Annotated in this window: 14 protein-coding genes, 4 tRNA genes and 2 rRNA genes; 13 read left to right on the top strand and 7 right to left on the bottom strand. The window is 44.7% G+C overall.

The annotated features are described in order from the left end of the window. Nucleotides 1-190 precede the first annotated feature (190 nt). The gene (locus tag NT141_01535; GenBank protein MCX6783738.1) at nucleotides 191-1,309 is read left to right on the top strand and encodes a protein phosphatase 2C domain-containing protein; all 1,119 of its coding nucleotides are present in this window, start codon (nucleotides 191-193) and stop codon (nucleotides 1,307-1,309) included. 50 nt (nucleotides 1,310-1,359) lie between these two features. Here NT141_01535 and NT141_01540 read toward each other — a convergent pair whose 3' ends face one another. Further along, a complete protein-coding gene (locus NT141_01540; GenBank protein MCX6783739.1) occupies nucleotides 1,360-2,496 on the bottom strand; it encodes a S1 RNA-binding domain-containing protein in 1,137 nt (378 codons plus the stop codon). A gap of 651 nt (nucleotides 2,497-3,147) precedes the next feature. Between NT141_01540 and NT141_01545 the strand changes: the two genes are divergently transcribed. Together NT141_01545 and NT141_01550 are read left to right on the top strand one after the other, a co-directional pair. Next, the gene (locus tag NT141_01545; GenBank protein MCX6783740.1) at nucleotides 3,148-3,603 is read left to right on the top strand and encodes a hypothetical protein; all 456 of its coding nucleotides are present in this window, start codon (nucleotides 3,148-3,150) and stop codon (nucleotides 3,601-3,603) included. Between the two features lie 61 nt (nucleotides 3,604-3,664). After that, nucleotides 3,665-4,120, top strand: a complete 456-nt coding sequence (locus NT141_01550) for a hypothetical protein (GenBank protein MCX6783741.1) — start codon at nucleotides 3,665-3,667, stop codon at nucleotides 4,118-4,120. Nucleotides 4,121-4,393: 273 nt separating this feature from the next. Here the strand turns inward: NT141_01550 and rrf are convergent. The 3 genes from rrf to NT141_01565 all read right to left on the bottom strand — a co-directional run bounded on the left by rrf (nucleotide 4,394) and on the right by NT141_01565 (nucleotide 9,944). Next, nucleotides 4,394-4,498: ribosomal RNA gene (gene rrf / locus NT141_01555) — 5S ribosomal RNA — on the bottom strand. A 122-nt stretch (nucleotides 4,499-4,620) separates the two neighbouring features. Further along, a 23S ribosomal RNA gene (locus NT141_01560) occupies nucleotides 4,621-9,706 on the bottom strand. A 161-nt stretch (nucleotides 9,707-9,867) separates the two neighbouring features. Continuing rightward, nucleotides 9,868-9,944: transfer RNA gene (locus tag NT141_01565), tRNA-Ala, on the bottom strand. Nucleotides 9,945-10,137: 193 nt separating this feature from the next. On the opposite strand from NT141_01565, the gene NT141_01570 reads away from it, so the two are divergent. From NT141_01570 to NT141_01585, 4 genes are all read left to right on the top strand, one after another. Continuing rightward, nucleotides 10,138-10,212: transfer RNA gene (locus tag NT141_01570), tRNA-Ile, on the top strand. Beyond that, nucleotides 10,182-10,685: an N-acetyltransferase gene (locus NT141_01575; GenBank protein ID MCX6783742.1), complete on the top strand. Its 504-nt coding sequence runs from the start codon at nucleotides 10,182-10,184 to the stop codon at nucleotides 10,683-10,685. Before NT141_01570 ends, NT141_01575 begins: the two co-directional genes overlap by 31 nt. Before the next feature lie 30 nt (nucleotides 10,686-10,715). Continuing rightward, nucleotides 10,716-10,787 (top strand) — tRNA-Ala (locus NT141_01580). Nucleotides 10,788-10,796: 9 nt separating this feature from the next. After that, nucleotides 10,797-10,868, top strand: a tRNA-Gln gene (locus tag NT141_01585). A 164-nt stretch (nucleotides 10,869-11,032) separates the two neighbouring features. Here NT141_01585 and NT141_01590 read toward each other — a convergent pair. After that, on the bottom strand, nucleotides 11,033-11,647 hold the full coding sequence (locus NT141_01590; GenBank protein ID MCX6783743.1) for a class F sortase: 615 nt from the start codon (nucleotides 11,645-11,647) through the stop codon (nucleotides 11,033-11,035). A 155-nt stretch (nucleotides 11,648-11,802) separates the two neighbouring features. Between NT141_01590 and NT141_01595 the strand changes: the two genes are divergently transcribed. Then, entirely contained in the window at nucleotides 11,803-12,822 is a 1,020-nt protein-coding gene (locus NT141_01595) for an ATP-grasp domain-containing protein (GenBank protein ID MCX6783744.1), read from the top strand. Between the two features lie 98 nt (nucleotides 12,823-12,920). Here the strand turns inward: NT141_01595 and NT141_01600 are convergent, their stop codons facing one another. Next, nucleotides 12,921-13,352 carry a GtrA family protein gene (locus tag NT141_01600; GenBank protein MCX6783745.1) on the bottom strand — a complete coding sequence of 144 codons (432 nt, stop codon included), beginning with the start codon at nucleotides 13,350-13,352 and terminating at the stop codon, nucleotides 12,921-12,923. Between the two features lie 367 nt (nucleotides 13,353-13,719). Between NT141_01600 and NT141_01605 the strand changes: the two genes are divergently transcribed. After that, a complete protein-coding gene (locus NT141_01605) occupies nucleotides 13,720-14,496 on the top strand; it encodes a hypothetical protein (GenBank protein ID MCX6783746.1) in 777 nt (258 codons plus the stop codon). Here NT141_01605 and NT141_01610 read toward each other — a convergent pair. Next, a complete protein-coding gene (locus tag NT141_01610) occupies nucleotides 14,485-15,618 on the bottom strand; it encodes an ATP-binding protein (protein ID MCX6783747.1) in 1,134 nt (377 codons plus the stop codon). The two genes, NT141_01605 and NT141_01610, sit on opposite strands and share 12 nt — an antisense overlap. Before the next feature lie 324 nt (nucleotides 15,619-15,942). Between NT141_01610 and NT141_01615 the strand changes: the two genes are divergently transcribed. The 4 genes from NT141_01615 to NT141_01630 all read left to right on the top strand — a co-directional run bounded on the left by NT141_01615 (nucleotide 15,943) and on the right by NT141_01630 (nucleotide 18,473). Continuing rightward, nucleotides 15,943-16,491, top strand: a complete 549-nt coding sequence (locus NT141_01615; protein MCX6783748.1) for a YdcF family protein — start codon at nucleotides 15,943-15,945, stop codon at nucleotides 16,489-16,491. 75 nt (nucleotides 16,492-16,566) lie between these two features. Beyond that, nucleotides 16,567-17,502 carry an NAD-dependent epimerase/dehydratase family protein gene (locus tag NT141_01620; GenBank protein MCX6783749.1) on the top strand — a complete coding sequence of 312 codons (936 nt, stop codon included), beginning with the start codon at nucleotides 16,567-16,569 and terminating at the stop codon, nucleotides 17,500-17,502. A gap of 170 nt (nucleotides 17,503-17,672) precedes the next feature. Then, nucleotides 17,673-18,011 (top strand): hypothetical protein, encoded by a 339-nt coding sequence (locus NT141_01625; GenBank protein MCX6783750.1) that lies wholly within the window; start codon nucleotides 17,673-17,675, stop codon nucleotides 18,009-18,011. Nucleotides 18,012-18,137: 126 nt separating this feature from the next. Continuing rightward, complete coding sequence (locus NT141_01630) at nucleotides 18,138-18,473, top strand: hypothetical protein (protein MCX6783751.1); 336 nt, start codon at nucleotides 18,138-18,140, stop codon at nucleotides 18,471-18,473. Nucleotides 18,474-18,627: the final 154 nt, after the last annotated feature.

Raw genomic sequence — 18,627 nt, forward strand, 5'->3', positions numbered from 1 at the left:
CCGTCAAAGTCACCACAACCGTATAAATAGCTATAATGACAACCAACAGGATAGCTAATACTTTCTGCATGATTTATCTCTCCAGTATTTATGATTTGTAGCAGCATTTTAGCAACATAATCCCCATTTTTCAACTATAGGTTTCTATAAAGTCGTTGACTTTATATATATACCAGCACATAATTAAACTATGCCCTTCTGGGAACGACAAGCCGACTCAGCATCAGCCGAAAAACCTCAAACCGACGAAGGCCGACGCTTCGGGGTAGAAAGTGGTAGTTGCGCCTATGCTTATCAAAAAAAACAGGAACAGGACGAGCACCCCAGCAACCAAGATCGTTATTTTACTGCTGGTCGAGCATTTGGGGTTTTTGACGGAGTCGGCAGCCTGGCGGAAAGTGGCACCGCTGCCGAAATGGCTCGAGACGCTATAATCAACAAGTTCCAACAATATCCCCGTAAACTAAATGTTAGTGAGGCGCAAAATCTGGCGCAACAATCGTTAGAAACTGCTCAAGCGGCCGTAATGACTTTAAGAGGAGCCGGCGAAACCACCGCGGCCATCGGCGTAATTGCTTACAAAGAAAATGGGGAGCGCGCTCTTATAGTTGCCCATGCCGGTGATTCCAGAGTTTATCTACGCCGGCAAATTCAAGGAAAATGGCAAATATATTGCCTAACGGTTGATGATAGTGAAGCTTCAAAAAATATGAATCAAGCTGATGCTGTGAGATTGCAAAATAAATTAGATGAAGTTGTAGATATTGAAGAGGCAGCAAAACGGGGGCAGGTTACTCCTCAGGAATACACAGCTTACAAACAGCGACACGTAATGTCGAACTCCGTTGGACCGCACGCTAAAGGACTAAATATTTCGGGAGCTTGGGATATTTTCACCGGAGACGAAATAATTATAGCCACCGACGGGGTCCATGATAACTTAACTAACTCAGAAATTAATAAAACTTTAACTGAAGGCAAAAACTCTCAAGAACAGGCAATAGCTCTAAACAACGCCGCCTACTTACGCTCTCAGGATACCAGGCATCCCCGACATAAAGCTGATGACATTACCTCGGTTGTTACTAAGGTAGTCGCAGAAGATCTACAACCTGTTACTCCGGAAGCGCCCACAGCCCCGACAGACATAAAAGCCGGTGGGCAAATTAAAGGTTGGACGGTAATCGCAAGAAATGGCGACTTTGCTATTCTTAACAAGCCCGAATTAGATGAAGTAGGAAAAGAATATACTCGTACAAGGACAGTCTATTTACCGAACTACCTCCAAGGATTGGAACAAACTGACTGACACTGTAGGGGCCCGCCTGAGGCGGACCCGCAACAGATGTAATTTTGCCGTTACTTCAAGCTTTGTAACCTCCGTACACTCAACCCCAAGCGACGCGCGCCAGGCTCTACACTCACGACGACGACCTCCACCTCTTCCCCTTCTTTAAGAGGACCGACGGTTTCGGAAACGTGGATTAAGCCATCAACGCCCGGTTCCAAACTTACGAACGCCCCAAAGGGAGCGATTTTACTGACTATACCCTGCACGATCTTGCCTTCCGGGTATCTTTCGGATACACCGACCCAAGGATCGGATGCGAGAGCTTTAATGCTTAAAGCCAGCTTCCCGGAGGCGGCGTCGACTGTAAGAACCCGCACGGTGACGCCATCCCCTACTTTGTAGAGTTTAGATGGCATGGTTACTTTATCCCAAGCCATTTCCGAGACGTGAACTAATCCTTCCACCCCACCAAGATCAACAAACACGCCAAACGGTGTGACGCCGGAGACGTGACCTTCCAAATCGGAACCGACGGTGATCTCCAGAAGTCGTGACGCCGCGGCTTTTTTGCCATGGGACGACGAGACTTCTTTTTCGGAAAGCACCAAACGATTATTGGTCTCATTGACCTCAATCACTTTAACCATTAACGTTTGGCCAACTAAAGACTCCGCTTTTTGGGCCAGGTCCGCTTCACTGCCAGCGGCTGTGCTGGAATTGTCTTCAGCGAAATGGGCCCCGCGATCTAAATGACTTAAAGGTACAAAGCCTTGCACTCCGAGAACTTCGACGACCAGACCACCTTTATTATATTCGGTGACCTTGGCCTCAAGGATAGTGCCTAGATTTTCGTACTCTTTAAAATCGCGCCAGTGACGCTCTTTTTCGGCCCGGCGTAATGATAACACCGTGTACCCGGAATCGTTCTCCGACTGGATCACTTTAGCCAAAACCGTGTCTCCAACCTTTAAATTTTTGACGGTCCGGTTAGTGTCCTCCAGTTCCCGGCCAATAACGATCCCCTCCGACTTGCCACCAATATCAAGAAGTAATCGGTTGTGAGCCATCGAAACCACAGTGCCTTCAACGAGCGTACCATTCTTAAAAACCCGGGGCTGCACCTTCGTATGTTTTTGAAGGAGCTTGTCCATCGGATTTTCAGGATCACTAATTTTTTTTGATTTTTGAATTTTACTAATTGCCATAAAATTTAACACCTCCAGACTACCTCGACTGAGATAGAGACATCTTATCACAACAACAATAATCAATGTAGGGGCGAGGCGAGTAGATATGTCATTCCGGGCTTGACCCGGAATCCAGTAACCTGTAGAAAGATAAACTCTCGGTTACGTATATTTAACCGAGAGTTATTTGAGCAATCGTTATACTGGCTGCGCGAAGGACTCATGATAACGAATTACATGAGACTATACGGTATACAGTGAAACAACTCCGCTTGAACGATTAGCAAGTCGTAAGCCATGCCATTGTAGTTAAACCCGACTATATCATTCCTTTTTTGGATAAAGTCAACGAATAAGTTGCTTAAAAAGCAGCTTACGACTGTTGAGCCCCGGGCTATTTCGAGGATCTTGTTACTAAAGTCAGCACTCAGTCTGCCTCCACAGCAAACTACCAGCGCCTGCTGTTTTCTAAGGTCATTCATCTCTATCTCCTTGCTAAAAATCCGATTTCCCCGATTATACTCCGCTTCGCGACTGTTTGCCGATTGCCGAAAGCTGCTGGCTGGTCTATAGTGTGGCTTAAAGATTGAGAAAAGGAGAGCGAACATGATAATTTATAAAACCCTCGGAAAAATAATCGAGGCAGAAAAAGTCTTAACGAAGTAGTTGATGAAATCATCGGGCTTTTTCAGAAACTTGGCGATGATGTCGACGAATTTGCTTACAAAGCCTCTACTCGAGCTACTGAATGAAACGCAGTATCAATACGAGTACCCACCGACGAATTTAGCTCTACAGCCAGCGCTCTTCCCGCTGCCGGAAGCAACACCAGTCGTCAAAATTACTACCCGCCTGCTGCCGCCAAATAAAAGGTTTGAGTTTGACGAGAGTATTTGGACAAGAAGCTTCCCAGTTATAACAGCCACACTTGATTTACCGGCAAACTGGAAAGAACTATCGGAAGTCGACAGATACACTTATCGAGAAATCGACCAAATGTTTAATCAAAGTACCAAAAATTGGAAGAAGACTGAAGAGACTGTTGGCAACGTAATCAAAGTTACCTGGACTTATTGTTTTAAGGGTAAGCTAAACAAGTTTGACTACAGGAATCAAGAACAATAGAACCAAAAACCCCGCGAAGCTTTTTTAAGACGCGGGGATTTTCTTATGATAAAGTTAAATAGTGCGGATCGAAATAGACCAATCGTGGAAAATTGAGAAGTTTGATAAAGCCACTATTATTGCTTTCTCTAATGGCACAAAAGGATCGGTGCGAATTTCACAGCGGGCAAAACGGGAAGCCTTTGCTCTACTGGAAAGTCATTATGGTAAAAGCACTCTAAACATCTTTAGAATCTTCGCGGCTGTTATAACCCTACTACTAGAAAAATATAAGCTACAACCAAATAGGATAGTTATTGACGAAGAGTATAGCGGTAACGGTGACCTAATTATCAAGTACATTAAATCATCTTTGTCCGATGAAATTGACATCGTTTCCGGAAATATTGGAAAAAGTTCTAGGGCTCATGTTGAAGCTTATGAGGTTTTTAAGAAGAAAAGGCCGGCGGGTTTTAATATTCTCGAATCTGAAATTCTGAAATTTCTTCGCGATAAGTACCTAAGAAACAAAAAATGACCGGGAGCTTGTGACTCCGTCTCGCTTTAGCGGATGTATTACAACCCGGGTCGGCGAGCCCACGGTCATTCTTTATTATAGTTGAATTTTACAATAAATCAACTTGGATATTCGGATTAATTGGGATGCGGCGACGAAACTAAAGGCTAGATAAACTTTGTCCTAACAAGCTTTTCTAATATAAAGCATTACTACAATTGGCGCCTCGACAATTGGCAGCGAGTGAAACGAGCGTCTATTCGGATTCATTCGGACGATAAATGATTCTCACTGTGCTGGCGGTTACCTATCTTTCCCGAAAGTATTTTCGGCGACTTTGGTCTTAACTTCTCTGTTCGGAATGGGAAGAGGTGTCTCCCCAAAGCCTTAACTACCAGCACGGTAGGAACCAAGGTGGTTCTATTTAATTTTCAATTTACAATTTAAAATTTAAAATTTACCAAGTGGAATCTGAATAGAACGCTGCCGGTATTTTAACACCAACAGAAATTTAAAACGAGTAATTCAACAGATATTGGTCATTAGTACGGCTTGACTTAAACTATTACTAGCCTTACATCTACCGCCTATCTTCCCCAAAACTATCACTAGTCGTGAGGAACCACCAAATGGTGGACCAGGTAGTCTCCCTGGAGACCTTAAGTTTAATCTTGGGGTGTGCTTCGTGCTTAGATGCTTTCAGCGCTTATCACGACCCAACATAGCTACCCGGCAGTGCCCTTGGTAGGACAACCGGTACACCAGAGGTTAGTTCACTCCGGTCCTCTCGTACTAGGAGCAAATCCCCTCAAACTCTCACGCCCGTTGTGGATAGAGACCGAGCTGTCTCACGACGCTCTGAACCCAGCTCGCGTACCACTTTAACCGGCGAACAGCCGGACCCTTGGGGCCTTCTTCAGTCCCAGGATGTGATGCACATTATTCTACAATTACTTGCAGTGTAGACTATACCTTCATCCTCCGTCGCGTAAAGCTATGGAGGAGACTAGCGTTTGATAAATGGTCAAAGACCATAAATCTCACTACTTTTTCTCTCACTTAAAGAGAAATTTCGATCAGTCGTTACGGGGTCAAGCAACTTTATATCTCATAGATTCAACAACGTACGGCGAGATTAACTCCCGCAATTTTGTCATTGAACTTGACGGAATATAAATTACAAATGTCTTTTTATGATGTTGGATTCGGGCTTCCAGCGAAAGTCTTTGTAGACTTTTCTGGATCAAAAGTTGTTCCGCGTAAGAATACGCCTGAGTATTCAAGCGCAGCGCGTTACAGTCATTTCTTTTATAGCCATCATCCATCACCCAAATTGCCAACATTCGCGGATTTATAACATTTGGAAGATTCGCAGGAATTATTCGGTGACCGTTCCGATAGAATAGGTCAAAATATTCCTTAAAAATAGGGGCGGTTTTTGTTCTTAAAGTAGCATAGTGGTAACTTTTATTAGTTCGGGCGTCTAAACGCTCTGTGACAGCTAAAGTCGACGTTAAAGGTAGCAACATCTGCTGCTTCCATTTGACGTATTCTAACTGTTTTAGCGAGTGGCCCATCACCAATCTAAAGTTACGACCGTTTTTCTCTAAGAAACCGTCACCTAAAAGTGTTCCAATTATTAAATCCTGTTGCCGACTTCCCACGGTATTGTCCATAAGACCTGAGTTCAATTTTACATCTTATGGAGTCCACCGTTATGAGCTAGTTTTTTAAATCATGCTCGATTGCTCGAGCCGCGACCCTAAACTCTTCGTTCAAGCCGACATCGAGGTGCCAAACCTTGCCGTCGCTATGGACGCTTGGGCAAGATCAGCCTGTTATCCCCAGAGTAGCTTTTATCCATTATGCTCCGCCCTTTCCATACAGTTGCGGAGGATCACTAAATCCTACTTTCGTATCTGCTAGACTTGTAGGTCTCGCAGTCAAGCTACCATATGCTTTTGCGCTTACAACCTGATTTCCATCCAGGTCAAGGTAACCTTTGAGTCCCGGCGTTACTCTTTAGCCGGGAACCGTCCCAGTTAAACTGCCCACCAGACGTTGTCTCAAACCATTGTAATTGGTCTGGTTAGAGTTAAAGTTCGGAAAGAGAGGTGTTTCATTGGCGCCTTGCGGCTCCCTCCTACGCTACACAAACTAAACCTCAACTCAATGTCAAGCTACAGTAAAGCTTCATGGGGTCTTTTTGTCCTACAACGGGTAATCCGCATCTTCACGGATACTTCAATTTCACCGAGCCCACTTTCAAGAGAGCACTCCGGTCGTTAAGCCTTTCATGCAGGTCGGAACTTGCCCGACACGATTTTGTTAATCCTCGATATTTAAATCGAGTTTTGCGATCATTTCTGTCGCAATCCTTAAGTCGCCTTAAGGTCCAGACTATATCACGTTCCTCCGCCAGCCGGCGGAGGACCTTGGCGTATAGTCGTTGAGGAGCCGTTGCAAATCTTCCAGACGTCGCTTGTTTTTAGCAAGCTTGACTGGACAATTTTCTAAAAAGAAATTGGCTAAACTCAAAACATCAACTTGTTTGCCAGTTTCGAAGTGATAGAGTTTTTCGGCCGGACGATAGTATTTATGACCAAAACCGAAGTATTTAAGAAATAAATCGATAATCGCCTCTTCACGCATTAGAACACAAAAGTATGGCTGCAATCGGTCACCCGACTTTCGCCAACCCATTGATCCTTCCGCGTCAACTATCCCCGCTAAAAAATAGCCTATCTGCTTTCGATTATGCTTTTTACAGGTAAAATGTTTAGTCGCCTTTGCCGTTCTTTTGATTTCCTTAAGCCTGTCTCGCAACTTCTCTATCTCTTTAAAATCGTAAACGCTAGATAATAGCGCGACGCCATTGACCAAAATAGATATCTTCTCGGAAGTAATATCGCCAACAATTGGCGGATACTTCTGGAGAAATGTAATAGCAGTTTTGACTTTATTCTTTCCCCGAATGGAGAGATTAAAACCTCCCTTAATCGAAGTTATAACTCCATGCCCACCCGCAATCACTTGATTAGATTCTTTTAAAATATCTAAATCAGCGTTGCTAATTGTGAGGTCTGGAGTGTAGTAAAAACCACGACCGCCTTTATTTGTTGCTTTGATTAGACAAATGGAACCTTCTCCGGTTAGAAAACCGGAAAAGTAATACAACGTTTCCTGCTGATTGTCTGCACTTGACGCATTGTCACCCGACATAAATCCATGTTAATAGATTTTGCCTGGTAGCGCAAGATACACCAGATGTTCCAGCATACAGCCAAATTATTCAATCCACCTTACGGTGAAAGGTCCCCTGTTGGAGGAACTTCGCTACCTTAGAACAGTTCATGTGTGTTAGCTCATAATCGCTTATGAGATCGGACTATATCATCTACGTTCATATAACTGAATGTAGGTCGACGTGTAGTCTCTGAGGATTCCCTTAGATTTCTCTAAAGGCCTTTCCTGCTGATTGACCGCGCTGGACGCATTTTCAGTCGCTCTTCGCAACTAGCTCCAGATACTTCAACTATTTAAAGTACGGTTATTCCAGCATATGGTCGACTTTTGCAACTTACACAGATTTTTGTAAGTCGGAATCTTTAGGCTTATGTAAAGATTCTGTAACTACAATATTGTTCATAGTTACTGCTGCCGTTCACCCGAGCTTGGCTCAGAAGCGTTAACCTCCGAGTTTAACTTACGGGCACTGGGCAGGCTTCAGCCCTTATACATCCCCTTACGGGTTTAGCAAAGACCGGTGTTTTTGATAAACAGTCGCCAGAGCCTCTTTAATGTTGGCCTTACGCTTGCGCGCAGTCGCCGCCCCTTATCCCTAAGTTACGGGGCTAGATTGCCGAGTTCCTCAAAAGTGGTTATCTCGTTCGCCTTTGTATATTCAACTCGAGCACCAGTGTCGGTTTGCGGTACGAATACAAATGGTTCTCGCTAGAGGTTTTTCTGAGAAGTCTAAATTGATTACGTTGGCCTTGCGACCTTCCCCGTAGCTCATATAAACGAATTGGCGGATTTGCCTACCAACTCTGACTTGCTACTTAGATGACCAACCATGCGATCACGTAAATCTTCAAACTTCGTCACCCCATTGCTGTAACGAACCACCTGTAGTAACGGAATATTAACCGTTTGTCCATCGCTTGCGCCTTTCGGCCTGGGCTTAGGATCGACTAACCCGCCAACGATTGACGTAGTGGCGGAAACCTTGCTCATTCGGCGGGCGCGCTTTTCACGCGCCTTACGTTACTCATCCCAGCATTCTCACTTCTAATCGCTCCAGCATGCTTCACAACACACCTTCGCAGCAATTAGAACGCTCCCCTACCAGACAGCGCTAATAAATTAGCACTGAATCCATAGCTTCGGTTTATAGTTTGAGCCCCGTTTATTGTCGGTGCAGAACCGTTAAATTAGTGAGCTGTTACGCACTCTTTAAAGGATGGCTGCTTCTAAGCCAACCTCCTAACTGTCTTAACAATTCCACTTCCTTGTCCACTTAACTATAAATTTGGGACCTTAGCTGATGATCTGGGTTGTTTCCCTTTAGAACCAGGCGCTTACCGTCCAATTCTCACTCCTAAGAAGTACGCCCACGTATTCGGAGTTTGGTTAAGCTGAGTACCCTTGCGGGCCTCGGGCTCATCCAGTATCTCTACCCCGTGGGTTTAACGCTTAGAGCTGTACCTAAATACATTTCGGGGAGAGCCAGCTATCGCCGAGTTCGATTGGCATATTACCTCTAACCACAAGTCATCCGAGCATTTTGCAGCATACACCGGTTCGATCCTCCTCCCGATTCTCATCGGGGTTCAATCTGCTCATGGTTAGGTCACTCGGCTTCGGGTCTAATGTTGGCAACTAGGCGCCCTTTCAGACTCGCTTTCGCTACGCCTTGGTCGCAAAGCGACTTTGGCTTGCCACCAACAATAACTCGCTGGGTCATTCTTCAATAGGCACGCCGTTACCCCACCTCTTGCGAGGAGGGCTCCGGCCGGTTGGAGGTGTGCGGTTTCAGTATCTATTTCACTCCCATTCCCTGGGTTCTTTTAACCTTTCCCTCACGGTACTAGTTCACTATCGGTCACTAAAAGTATTTAGCCTTACCTGATTGGTCCAGGTAGATTCACGCAGGATTGGAGCCCGCGCTACTCAGGTAGAAAACAGAAGGTCGATTCTTTTAATTTACGGGACTGTTACCCTCTATGGTCAGCCTTTCCAGGCTGTTCTGCTAAGAATCAACTTGATAACTTCTTCACATTAAAGTGAGTCTTCCCCTACAACCCCCTCCATAGCTCCTTACGGAGCGACGGAGGGTTTGGGCTTGGCCTCTTTCGCTCGCCGCTACTAAAGGCATCATTATTATTTTCTTTTCCATCAGTTACTAAGATGTTTCAGTTCACTGAGTACCCTTCCCAAATTACAAAGATGGGATTTACCGGTTTTACCGGTAAGTGTTTCCACATTCGGAGATTCCAGACTATAACGCTTCTATGCAGCTCATCTGGACTTATCGGAGCATTGTCCGTCCTTCATCGGCTTTTAGTACCAAGGCATCCACCACACACCTATTCGTATCCGTTGAATTACCCTAATTTTAAATTATTTTTCATTCTATTCAGATTTCAAAGGGCAAACTCGGAAATTTACAATTTGAAATTCGAAATTTTAAATGTGTTTAAATTTTTGATCATTTAAACATTTCAAATTGATTTCAAATTTTAAATTGAAAATTTCAAATTTTCGGCTGGTGGACCAGGTGGGATTTGGACCCACGGTCTCTTCGTTGCAAACGAAGCGCATTAGACCACTATGCTACTGGCCCGTAAGGCCGTAGTATAAATTATTTTTAGGAAAGTTAAAAGAGGATTTGATATCCTCATGCGTCACAAGAGGAAACAAAGTGTTTCATTGGACTCGAAGTGTGTTTTTTATACGTTAAAAACGGTCGCTTGTCAACTACTTCTACGAGGGATTGAAATTTGTAGCTTTTACCCGTAAACTGCATGGGAAACCACGGGCGGTTAGCTCATCGGTAGAGCACTTCTCTGATAAGGAAGGGGTGAATGGTCCAACTCCATTACCGCCCACCATATTTATAATGATCATTCGCAACGCCACCACTAAAGACTGGAAAACCCTCAAGAAGATTAAGCCTGGCCTTACCGACGCCGCCATTGAACACCGTCTCAAAGAACAGAGTGACGGACTGGCGGATTTTATAGTGCTGGAAGACGGGGGCCTAAAGAGCTGTGTCGTTTTGACGTATTACGGTAAACCCACTCACCCCGAGTACCCCGATATTGTGGACCTGTTTACGACGGAAGCATCGAGACATCAAGGTTACGGTCGCACTTTAGTTAACGAGTGTTTAAAAAGAGCCCGTGACCGGGGCGCAAAGAAGATCGGACTGAGTATTTATAAAGACGCCGACCCCAGAGTACAGAAATGGTACGAAAAGCTTGGTTTTAGAAGATTGAAGGAACTTCCATACTATTATATAGTCAAAGGAACTAAAAATTGGGCCAGGGATTTTACCCTTGACATCAAGCCATCTAACTCATAAAATGACAACCTGATTGAAATTGAGAGAGAACGGGGTGAAGCACAGTGGTAATGCGGCGTCTTTGCGTGACGTTAATTGAAGGTTCAAATCCCTCCACCCCGATAGTAGTTAGAGCCCGTAGCACAATGGTAATGCGAGAAACTTTGAATTTCTAGATTAGGGGTTCAAATCCTCTCGGGCTCTTCGTCAGATCCTGTTCTGACACGATTCTTGCGGCCGACGGTAACTGTATTCCCTCCTGTACAGTTACCGTCTTTTTTGATTGGCTACTTAACGAGCAAAGCGAGTTTAGGAGCCATCAATCCTCCGAAGCCTTGGCGTAGGAGGATGTTTTGAATTGATTTGAGTTAAGAAGAAACTAAGATAGCCTTAACAAGCAGACGTTCACTATAGTTATGCACAATAGGATTCCAGACCCCACCGCAAGTCACCAACATTAAACCCGGTTTACCAAGATTTTCCATTAGCGGCTCACCGGAACCGTCAGGAACGTAGGCTGACCCAATGACGCGGTAAGTAAAGATCCGATGCCCATCGCTAACGTTAATCTCGTCTCCGACGGTGAGTAATTTTATATTCCAAAAAGCCGCCGGCCGGCCGTAATTATCATCCAAATGACCTACTATAATAGTATTGCCAGTTTCTCCCGCTTTAGCGCTACCGTCATAATAGCCAATCCCCATCCAGCCACTGGGCACGCCAATCCGATCATTCACAACGCCCACTTCTTCTAAAGCATCATTAATCCCCAATTTTCCAATCTGAATCGTTTTGGGAGCTAAGTAAATTGGAGTTAACATGGAGCTAAACTGGCTGACCGGTTTGATAGACTCCTGCTTATAAGTTAGTCCAGTACTAGTATGACTGTAAGTATCAATAGCCGAAACCACTTTTGGCGCCACCAAAATCATGACCAAAGTGGCGATTGTTGAAGTAATAAAAATCCGGATAGATTGATTCATAAATAATGTTGAGCTATTATATCTTATAGTCGCCTATATGTCTACTGGCATTGTCTTTGTCATTCCGGGCTTGACCCGGAATCCAGTAACTTCGATCCAACCAATCATAAATCCCCTCTTGACGCTAAGGCCTCTTTTGTTAATCTAAGTTTTACATGAACATCGCCTTCGTTTACAACGTCCGCCACCTTAAGCCGGCCTTAAATGACCCCAAAGCTCAGGCCGAAGCCGAATACGATACCCCGGAAACGATTGCCTGGATGAAAGAGTCACTAGAAAAATTAGGGCATACGGTGCACGAGGTAGAGGCTACAACTGCAACGTATGAGAAGCTTAGGGCCCTTAAAAAGTCCTACTCTGACCTACTAGTCTTTAATTATTCGGAGGGAATCGGAGGTAATGACCATGAAGCCCAAATCTCGGCAATTTGCGAAATTCTTGACCTCACTTACACCGGCAGTAGCGTTTTAACCTCGGCGATTATCCTCAACAAAGCCCGCACCAAAGAGATTCTAAAAAATTACCACATTCCCACCCCGGAATGGATTATTATTAACCCTATCTCCCTTATCACCCCTATCGCCCTTAGCTACCCACTTATCGTAAAACCGAATTCGGAAGGCAGCAGTAAAGGGATATTTAATAATAACGTGGTAAATAATCTAGAAGAATTAACAAACGTAGTTACCAAGATCCGTGACGGTCTACAAGGCTCCGTACTTCTGGAAACCTATTTGCCCGGCCGCGAATTCACCGTCGCTATGCTGCGTGATCAAGATGCCTGGCGAGTGCTCCCAATTATCGAAGTTAAGTTCGATGAGCTTCCCGATGGCATGTATCCCATTGATTCCTATGAAGTTAAGTGGATCTACGACAGCCCCGAAAACAAAATCGAGCCCCTAGAGTGCCCAGCGAAAATTGACGATAAATTACGACAGAGAATCAAAGATATCTGTATTCGGACTTGTGAGGCATTAGAGGTGCGCGATTACTGCCGCATTGACGTTCGTCTGGATGCTAACGACAATCCCTACGTACTAGAAGTTAATTCACCACCGGGAATGGCTCCCAACCCCGCCGAGAACTCTCGCTTCCCGTATGCTGCTAGGAAAGCTGGAATGACGTATGAAGAGTTGCTGGACAAAATCATTCAATCTGCCCTTAGGCGACGTTAATCGCCATCGAGGACGGGGCATGCCCCGTCCCTACAGCCGTGTTTCAGGAGGCCTCCTTAAGATCATGTAGGGACGACGCATGCGTCGTCCTCATTCGATTATTTAAATACCCAAAGTTTGAAAAGAGGAAAATTGTTCCCCACCACCACGAACATAATCAAAAACTTCGCCACCACAAAGTTAAGGTGAAAAACTTGGACCAGCAGAAAAAGCCCCAGTGACGTAATCAAATTGTTCTCAACGATAATACAAGCGTAGCGAAATAATTGCTTTTTCGTAAACGTCCGGTTCCTAAAAGTAAAATATTTTTGGACTAAAAAGGCGTAGGTAACGACGACGGGCGCTTGAACGATTGGCGTTAGACCGGCCGGTACGTGTAGATAGTGATATAGCAAGTAGCCGGTGGTTAAATCTAAAACGTAGGCAGACAAGCCGCCAATAATGTACCGCACTAGCTGCCAGGGATGATGCCAGGTCTCGATGATGAAGCTCATCAGCTTCCCCCAAACTTTTTTAGCAACAGAAATCACAGAAGTGAGTATACAATAAATTAATCCGTCATTCTGAACTTGATTCAGAATCCAGTAAATCAAAACTAATTTTCAATTTGAAATTCGAAATATACGCTCGCTCGGCTCGCTACCAATTATCGTGACGATAATTGTTGAAAATGCTTAAAAATTGAATTCAACAATTTGCCACAAATTGGTAGTGAACAAAGTGAACGTTTATTTTAAATTGTAAATTTCAAAAAATTGGTAGTGAACAAAGTGAACGTTTATTTTAAATTGTAAATTTCAAATTATAGCAATTACTGGATTTCGGCTCTGAGGCCGGAATGACTTGTAGCCCATAACCATTTGACATCTAACCTCTAGTACTGTATAGTGCCCCCATATGAAATTAAACCCAACCACCACCAAAGTTTTAACCTACGTCGTTCCGGCTTTACTGGCCGTGCTTTTGGTTGGTGGCGTTTCCTACTTTTTAGGCCTATGGGGTCCTAAAGCCGTCACTAATCAAACCGATAACACTACTCAAGTGGTTAATAAAATCGACGGTGCTGGTATCGCCGTTGCCGGTTTAAAAGCCGGTCTACCCTACGGTTACAAGGGAGCGCCCCAAATTTACACCGCCAAAACCGATAATATTAGCGTTAAAGTCGATTTTGCCAATCCCAATAGCAACGAAAACATTACTAAGAATTTAGAGACTCGAGTCTATAAATTTACCAAGATTATTGACGGTAACTTGGATTTGACCAAAAACGCCGCTTTTGACGAAGCGACGCTTCAAAAAATCATCAATAAGACCGAAGGCACGTTCGAGTTAGATTTGTACCCGGTTTACTCTAAAGAGTTTAAGGGGATCACTTTTGGACCAAGTGAAACTAAGACTTTTGAAGCTAGCTTTACGCCCACCGAAAACGGTTATTACGAAGTAGTAATTGCCGAAAGCGATTACTTTACGACTGGTACTGGTGCCAAATCGATCGGCTTTGTAAGGATTGGTGAGAAGTCTGCTTTAGCCGTAGTAACAACCCCAACGACCAAAGGAGCCGCCACTACCTCGGGAACGCTTCCCAAGACCGGCGCGTCAGATATGATTGTGACCGTTCTCGCCAGTATTTTAGGCCTCTTCGGCGTGACGCTGAAGAGCAAGTCAAAGAAATAAAAGAAAATCGGTAAAGTTATTGCGGTTTATTACCTTTACTTCAGAATCAGGGTAAGCTCGCACAAATTCGTCCGCGGGGTGAACGTGTTCGTCTTTCCACTTAAATTCCACTCCGTGAAGTTTTCCGCAGTACTCTTCCACCAGATCAACTTCTTTCCCGTCGTAGGTCCGCCAAAAATAGACGTTAGCGTAAATTTTTTTATACTCGCGGGTTTTAAGGCGCTCGGCAAACACGAAATTTTCCCACAGTTGCCCTATATCGTTACGATCTGCTAGGTCGTTAAATTGTGAAATCACGGCGTTGCGGATGCCATTATCTAAAAAGTAGTATTTTGATTTACTTTTGACTTCGTCTCGCAAGTTCCGGCTTAGAGCACCCACTCGCTTTATTACAAAAGACTTTTCCAAAAGGTCCAGGTACTTCTCCACGGTTTTTCCGCTTATAGCTAAAGCGCTGGCCAGTTCATTAATGGAAACTTCGGAGCCGATCTGGAAAGCCAGTAGTTTAACTAGATCTACCACTACTTTAGATTTGCGCAAACCATCCAAGGCTAAAATATCTTTAAAAAGATAGGAGTTAGAAATTTCTTCCAGTTTGCGGATTTTGTCGGTTCGGTTTTCGGTGGTCAGCACTTCCGGATACATTCCTAAAACCAGGAAGTCATTAAGCTGCCGCATTAGCTCCAAAGGAGTAAATTTTTGGGATAATTCCAAGAAAGATAACGGATAAAGAGTGAGGGTGTTCTTACGGCCGGTTAAGGGTTCGCCCACTTTATCGGCAATGTCAAAACTGGAAGAACCGGTGGCAATAATTTTAAGGTTGGGAACGTAATCGGCTAAAATTTTTAGGCCTTGACCAACGTTTGGAATCAGCTGCACTTCATCCAGGGCAACTAAATCATAACCTTCCACATATCTTTTAATGTCGTCTAGCCGTCCCGAGCCTAAAAGCTCGGCAAATTTAATGTTATCGCCGGTTTCAAGCAGGTATTTAAAGGTGGTTTCGGCCAGATAGGACTTAAGAATAGTGGTCTTACCTACCCGCCGCGGACCGTAAATCACCAGAACGCGGTTAGGCTCTAGATATTTTTCCAGATTATCGTAAATTCGGGGATAGAGCATGGTTTAAGGGTAGCATAGTTTAAATATTATGTCAAATATTAGTACTTGTGTGTGAAACTTTTAGGTTAATTTTAGCATTATTGCGGAGTTTTAGTAACTATCTAGACAATCCCTGTCGAGGTTCCCAAATTAATCGCTTCGATCCTCGGCCTCTTCGGTGTGACCTTGAAGAGTAAGTCTAAGAAATAACCCCACCACTTTGTCATTCCGGGCTTGACCCGGAATCTAGCAACAAATAAAAATAATAGTCCAACCCCTCCCCCGCTTTGACTATAGGGCCATATTATGCTATAACCTCCTCACAAATATCAAGGAGAAGAAAAATTGAAAAATATACTAGTCGTTCTTGGCTGCGGAGTGAATCAAGACGGTAACCTCTCCAGAAGGCCTCGTGCTTCAATGAACGAAGCGCTGTCATTACTTGAAGATGATTACAATTTCCTCTTCCTCACCGGCGGCGGCAGTATCCACGGCACAGCAGCTTTGGCAATAACTGAAGCTGCGGCTATGAAGAACTACGCCATAAATGAGAGCGTTCATGAGGCGATGATTATCATTGATGAAACGGCGCTAGACACTCTTGGTAACTTCCAAGCCCTAAGATTGAAGTTTCCCGGCAGTGATTACAACTTCACTGTCGTAGTGAGTAACTCTCAAATGGCTAGGGCTAAGCTAGTCGCCCACCAAGTGTTTGGTGGTACCAACAATTTCTATTTCGTGGGTGTTTCGGAGAATTACTTGACGGAATGGCAACGGTTAAAACGAAATAGCTACGAGACTATCGCTTACCTACTGCAAATATGCCCGTCGCTTTACAAAATTGCGACAGGAATTGTAAAGATCGCGACTCGTCCCTTCCGCAACTACGATTGACCGCCAAAGACTCTCCACGTTTCCCGGAAACTACGAGAGTCTTTTTGTTTTATCTATAAAACGTATAATAAAAACATGCGCATCCTCATTACCGGCGGGGCCGGCTTCATTGGCTCTCACCTTCAAGATAAATTAATTACACTTGGCCACACTGTCAGCGTGCTTGATAACTTCCGTTCCGGCAAAAAAGAAAATGTAAACCCCAAAGCCTCGTTACTAGAAGTTGACGTTAGAGATGCGCAAGGCGTTCTTAAAGCCTTTGAAGACTTTAAACCGGCCGTGGTTTTTCACTTGGCGGCCCAAAACGAAGTGCCCTACTCCATGAGTCATCCCGAAGAAGATATCAATATCAATATAAACGGCATGTTTAACATTCTGGAAGCTTGTCGCCAGACAGGCGTCAAAAAGTTGGTGTACTCTAATACCGGCGGCGCTTACTACGGCGAGGTGGCCGAGGACCGCTTGCCTATTACTGAAGACGAACCGGTCGCTCATCCCTCTTCTTTCTACGGCGTCTCCAAAGCCTGTGCAGAGCAGTACTTAAAGCTTTACGGCACTGTCTATGGCCTTAAGTGGGTTGCTCTTCGCTACGCTAACGTTTATGGACCGCGCCAGGACGGCAACAAAGAGTCCGGCATCATCGCCGTGTTTACCAACAAAATGCTTAAAGGCGAACGGCCGACTATAAACGGCGACGGTTCTCATACTCGCGATTATGTGTATGTTGACGATGTGGTAAAAGCCAACCTTTTAGCCCTATCGTATAACCAAAACGACTACTTTAATATTTCCAATGGCGCCGAAGTGACAAATCGGGAGGTTTACGACACCCTGGCTAAAATCTTAGACATTAAAGCTGACCCCATTTTTGGACTCGCTCGACCCGGCGACGTCCTCCGTAACGTGCTTGATAACACCAAGGCCGCCAGACTTCTAAACTGGCAGCCGGAAGTGAGTTTGGAAGAAGGCATCCAAAAAACCATCGCCTACTACAAAGAAAACGAGTCCTAAATTATTTTTTCGTCTCAATCTAACTTCGCCGTAGCAAGTTTCGCCCAAGCGAAGCGACGGCGAACGAAGCGGAGGCGAGTTGACTATAAGATCATATTTAGCTATAATCCAAAAGTTAATTAACCAATGGCCACTTCTGGCCGCAATTCTCTCAATTTGGAGGAAATCTCGTGAAGATACTAAAAAATATCAGTCGAATCGTGTCAGTGCTCGCAGTTTACTTAACCGTGATCCAGTCGGCAAATGCCGGAGCGGTCAATGTTGGTCAGCAGTATGACATCACCCCAGCCGCCAACGGCCAAAGCGTCTTTTGGGAAGTCCATACTGTACCCGAAGGATCGTTTGTAACGTTTTCTTTCGTGAACGTTCCAATAAACGCCACCAGTGAATTCTCGCTGGCTTTGAACATCTGGAATGCCCCTAGTGCCAAAGCGGTGTTAACGAAGGACAATGTGGTACTACCGTTCACGATGACTCTGCAAACCAATGGCACGGAGATCTGGTGGTAAACCAGTCCTCAGTATCAAAGCGTCATTGTGGCTCACGATACGGTTTTGACCCTGGAACTAAAACATGTAACTTGGTTGAACCTAACGTATATATTGGGAAAGCCGCGGTTCCAGTATCGACAGTTCATGCCGTTCGTTACCCAACCGCCACCGGCCCCAGTGATTAATCAAATCTCGGTAACCCGCGACGGACTGTGGCACGATACTGTTGGTATAGCCAACACCGACTTTGTGGAAGTCCACTTTAGTCAGACCGGAACTTTCAGCTGGGACGCCAATGTCTGGACCGTTGTAACGCCAACGGTAACACTAAACAACGTTGTCGTACCAGTCCAATGGACATTCGACGTGTTCTACCAGCCAGTCGCGATTCAGAGCTTTAATGCTAAAATTGGCGACGTTCTTAGGATTAACATTTCTGGCGCGACGTGGACGAACTTATTCTACAAGTTCACGCCGTAGCCCAAAAGCCCGAACCGTCTCTTCTCAACCTTGAGATTAGATTGTTCGGGTTTTGCTATTTGTAACCGATAATCAATGTTAAAAGGCCATTTATCACCATTAAAAGCCACTGCGACAACTAGAATACCTCTCTATAGCACTTGACATCTTATAG

The organism is candidate division WWE3 bacterium (genome assembly GCA_026396615.1).
Taxonomy (GTDB): Bacteria; Patescibacteriota; WWE3; order JAPLWK01; family JAPLWK01; genus JAPLWK01.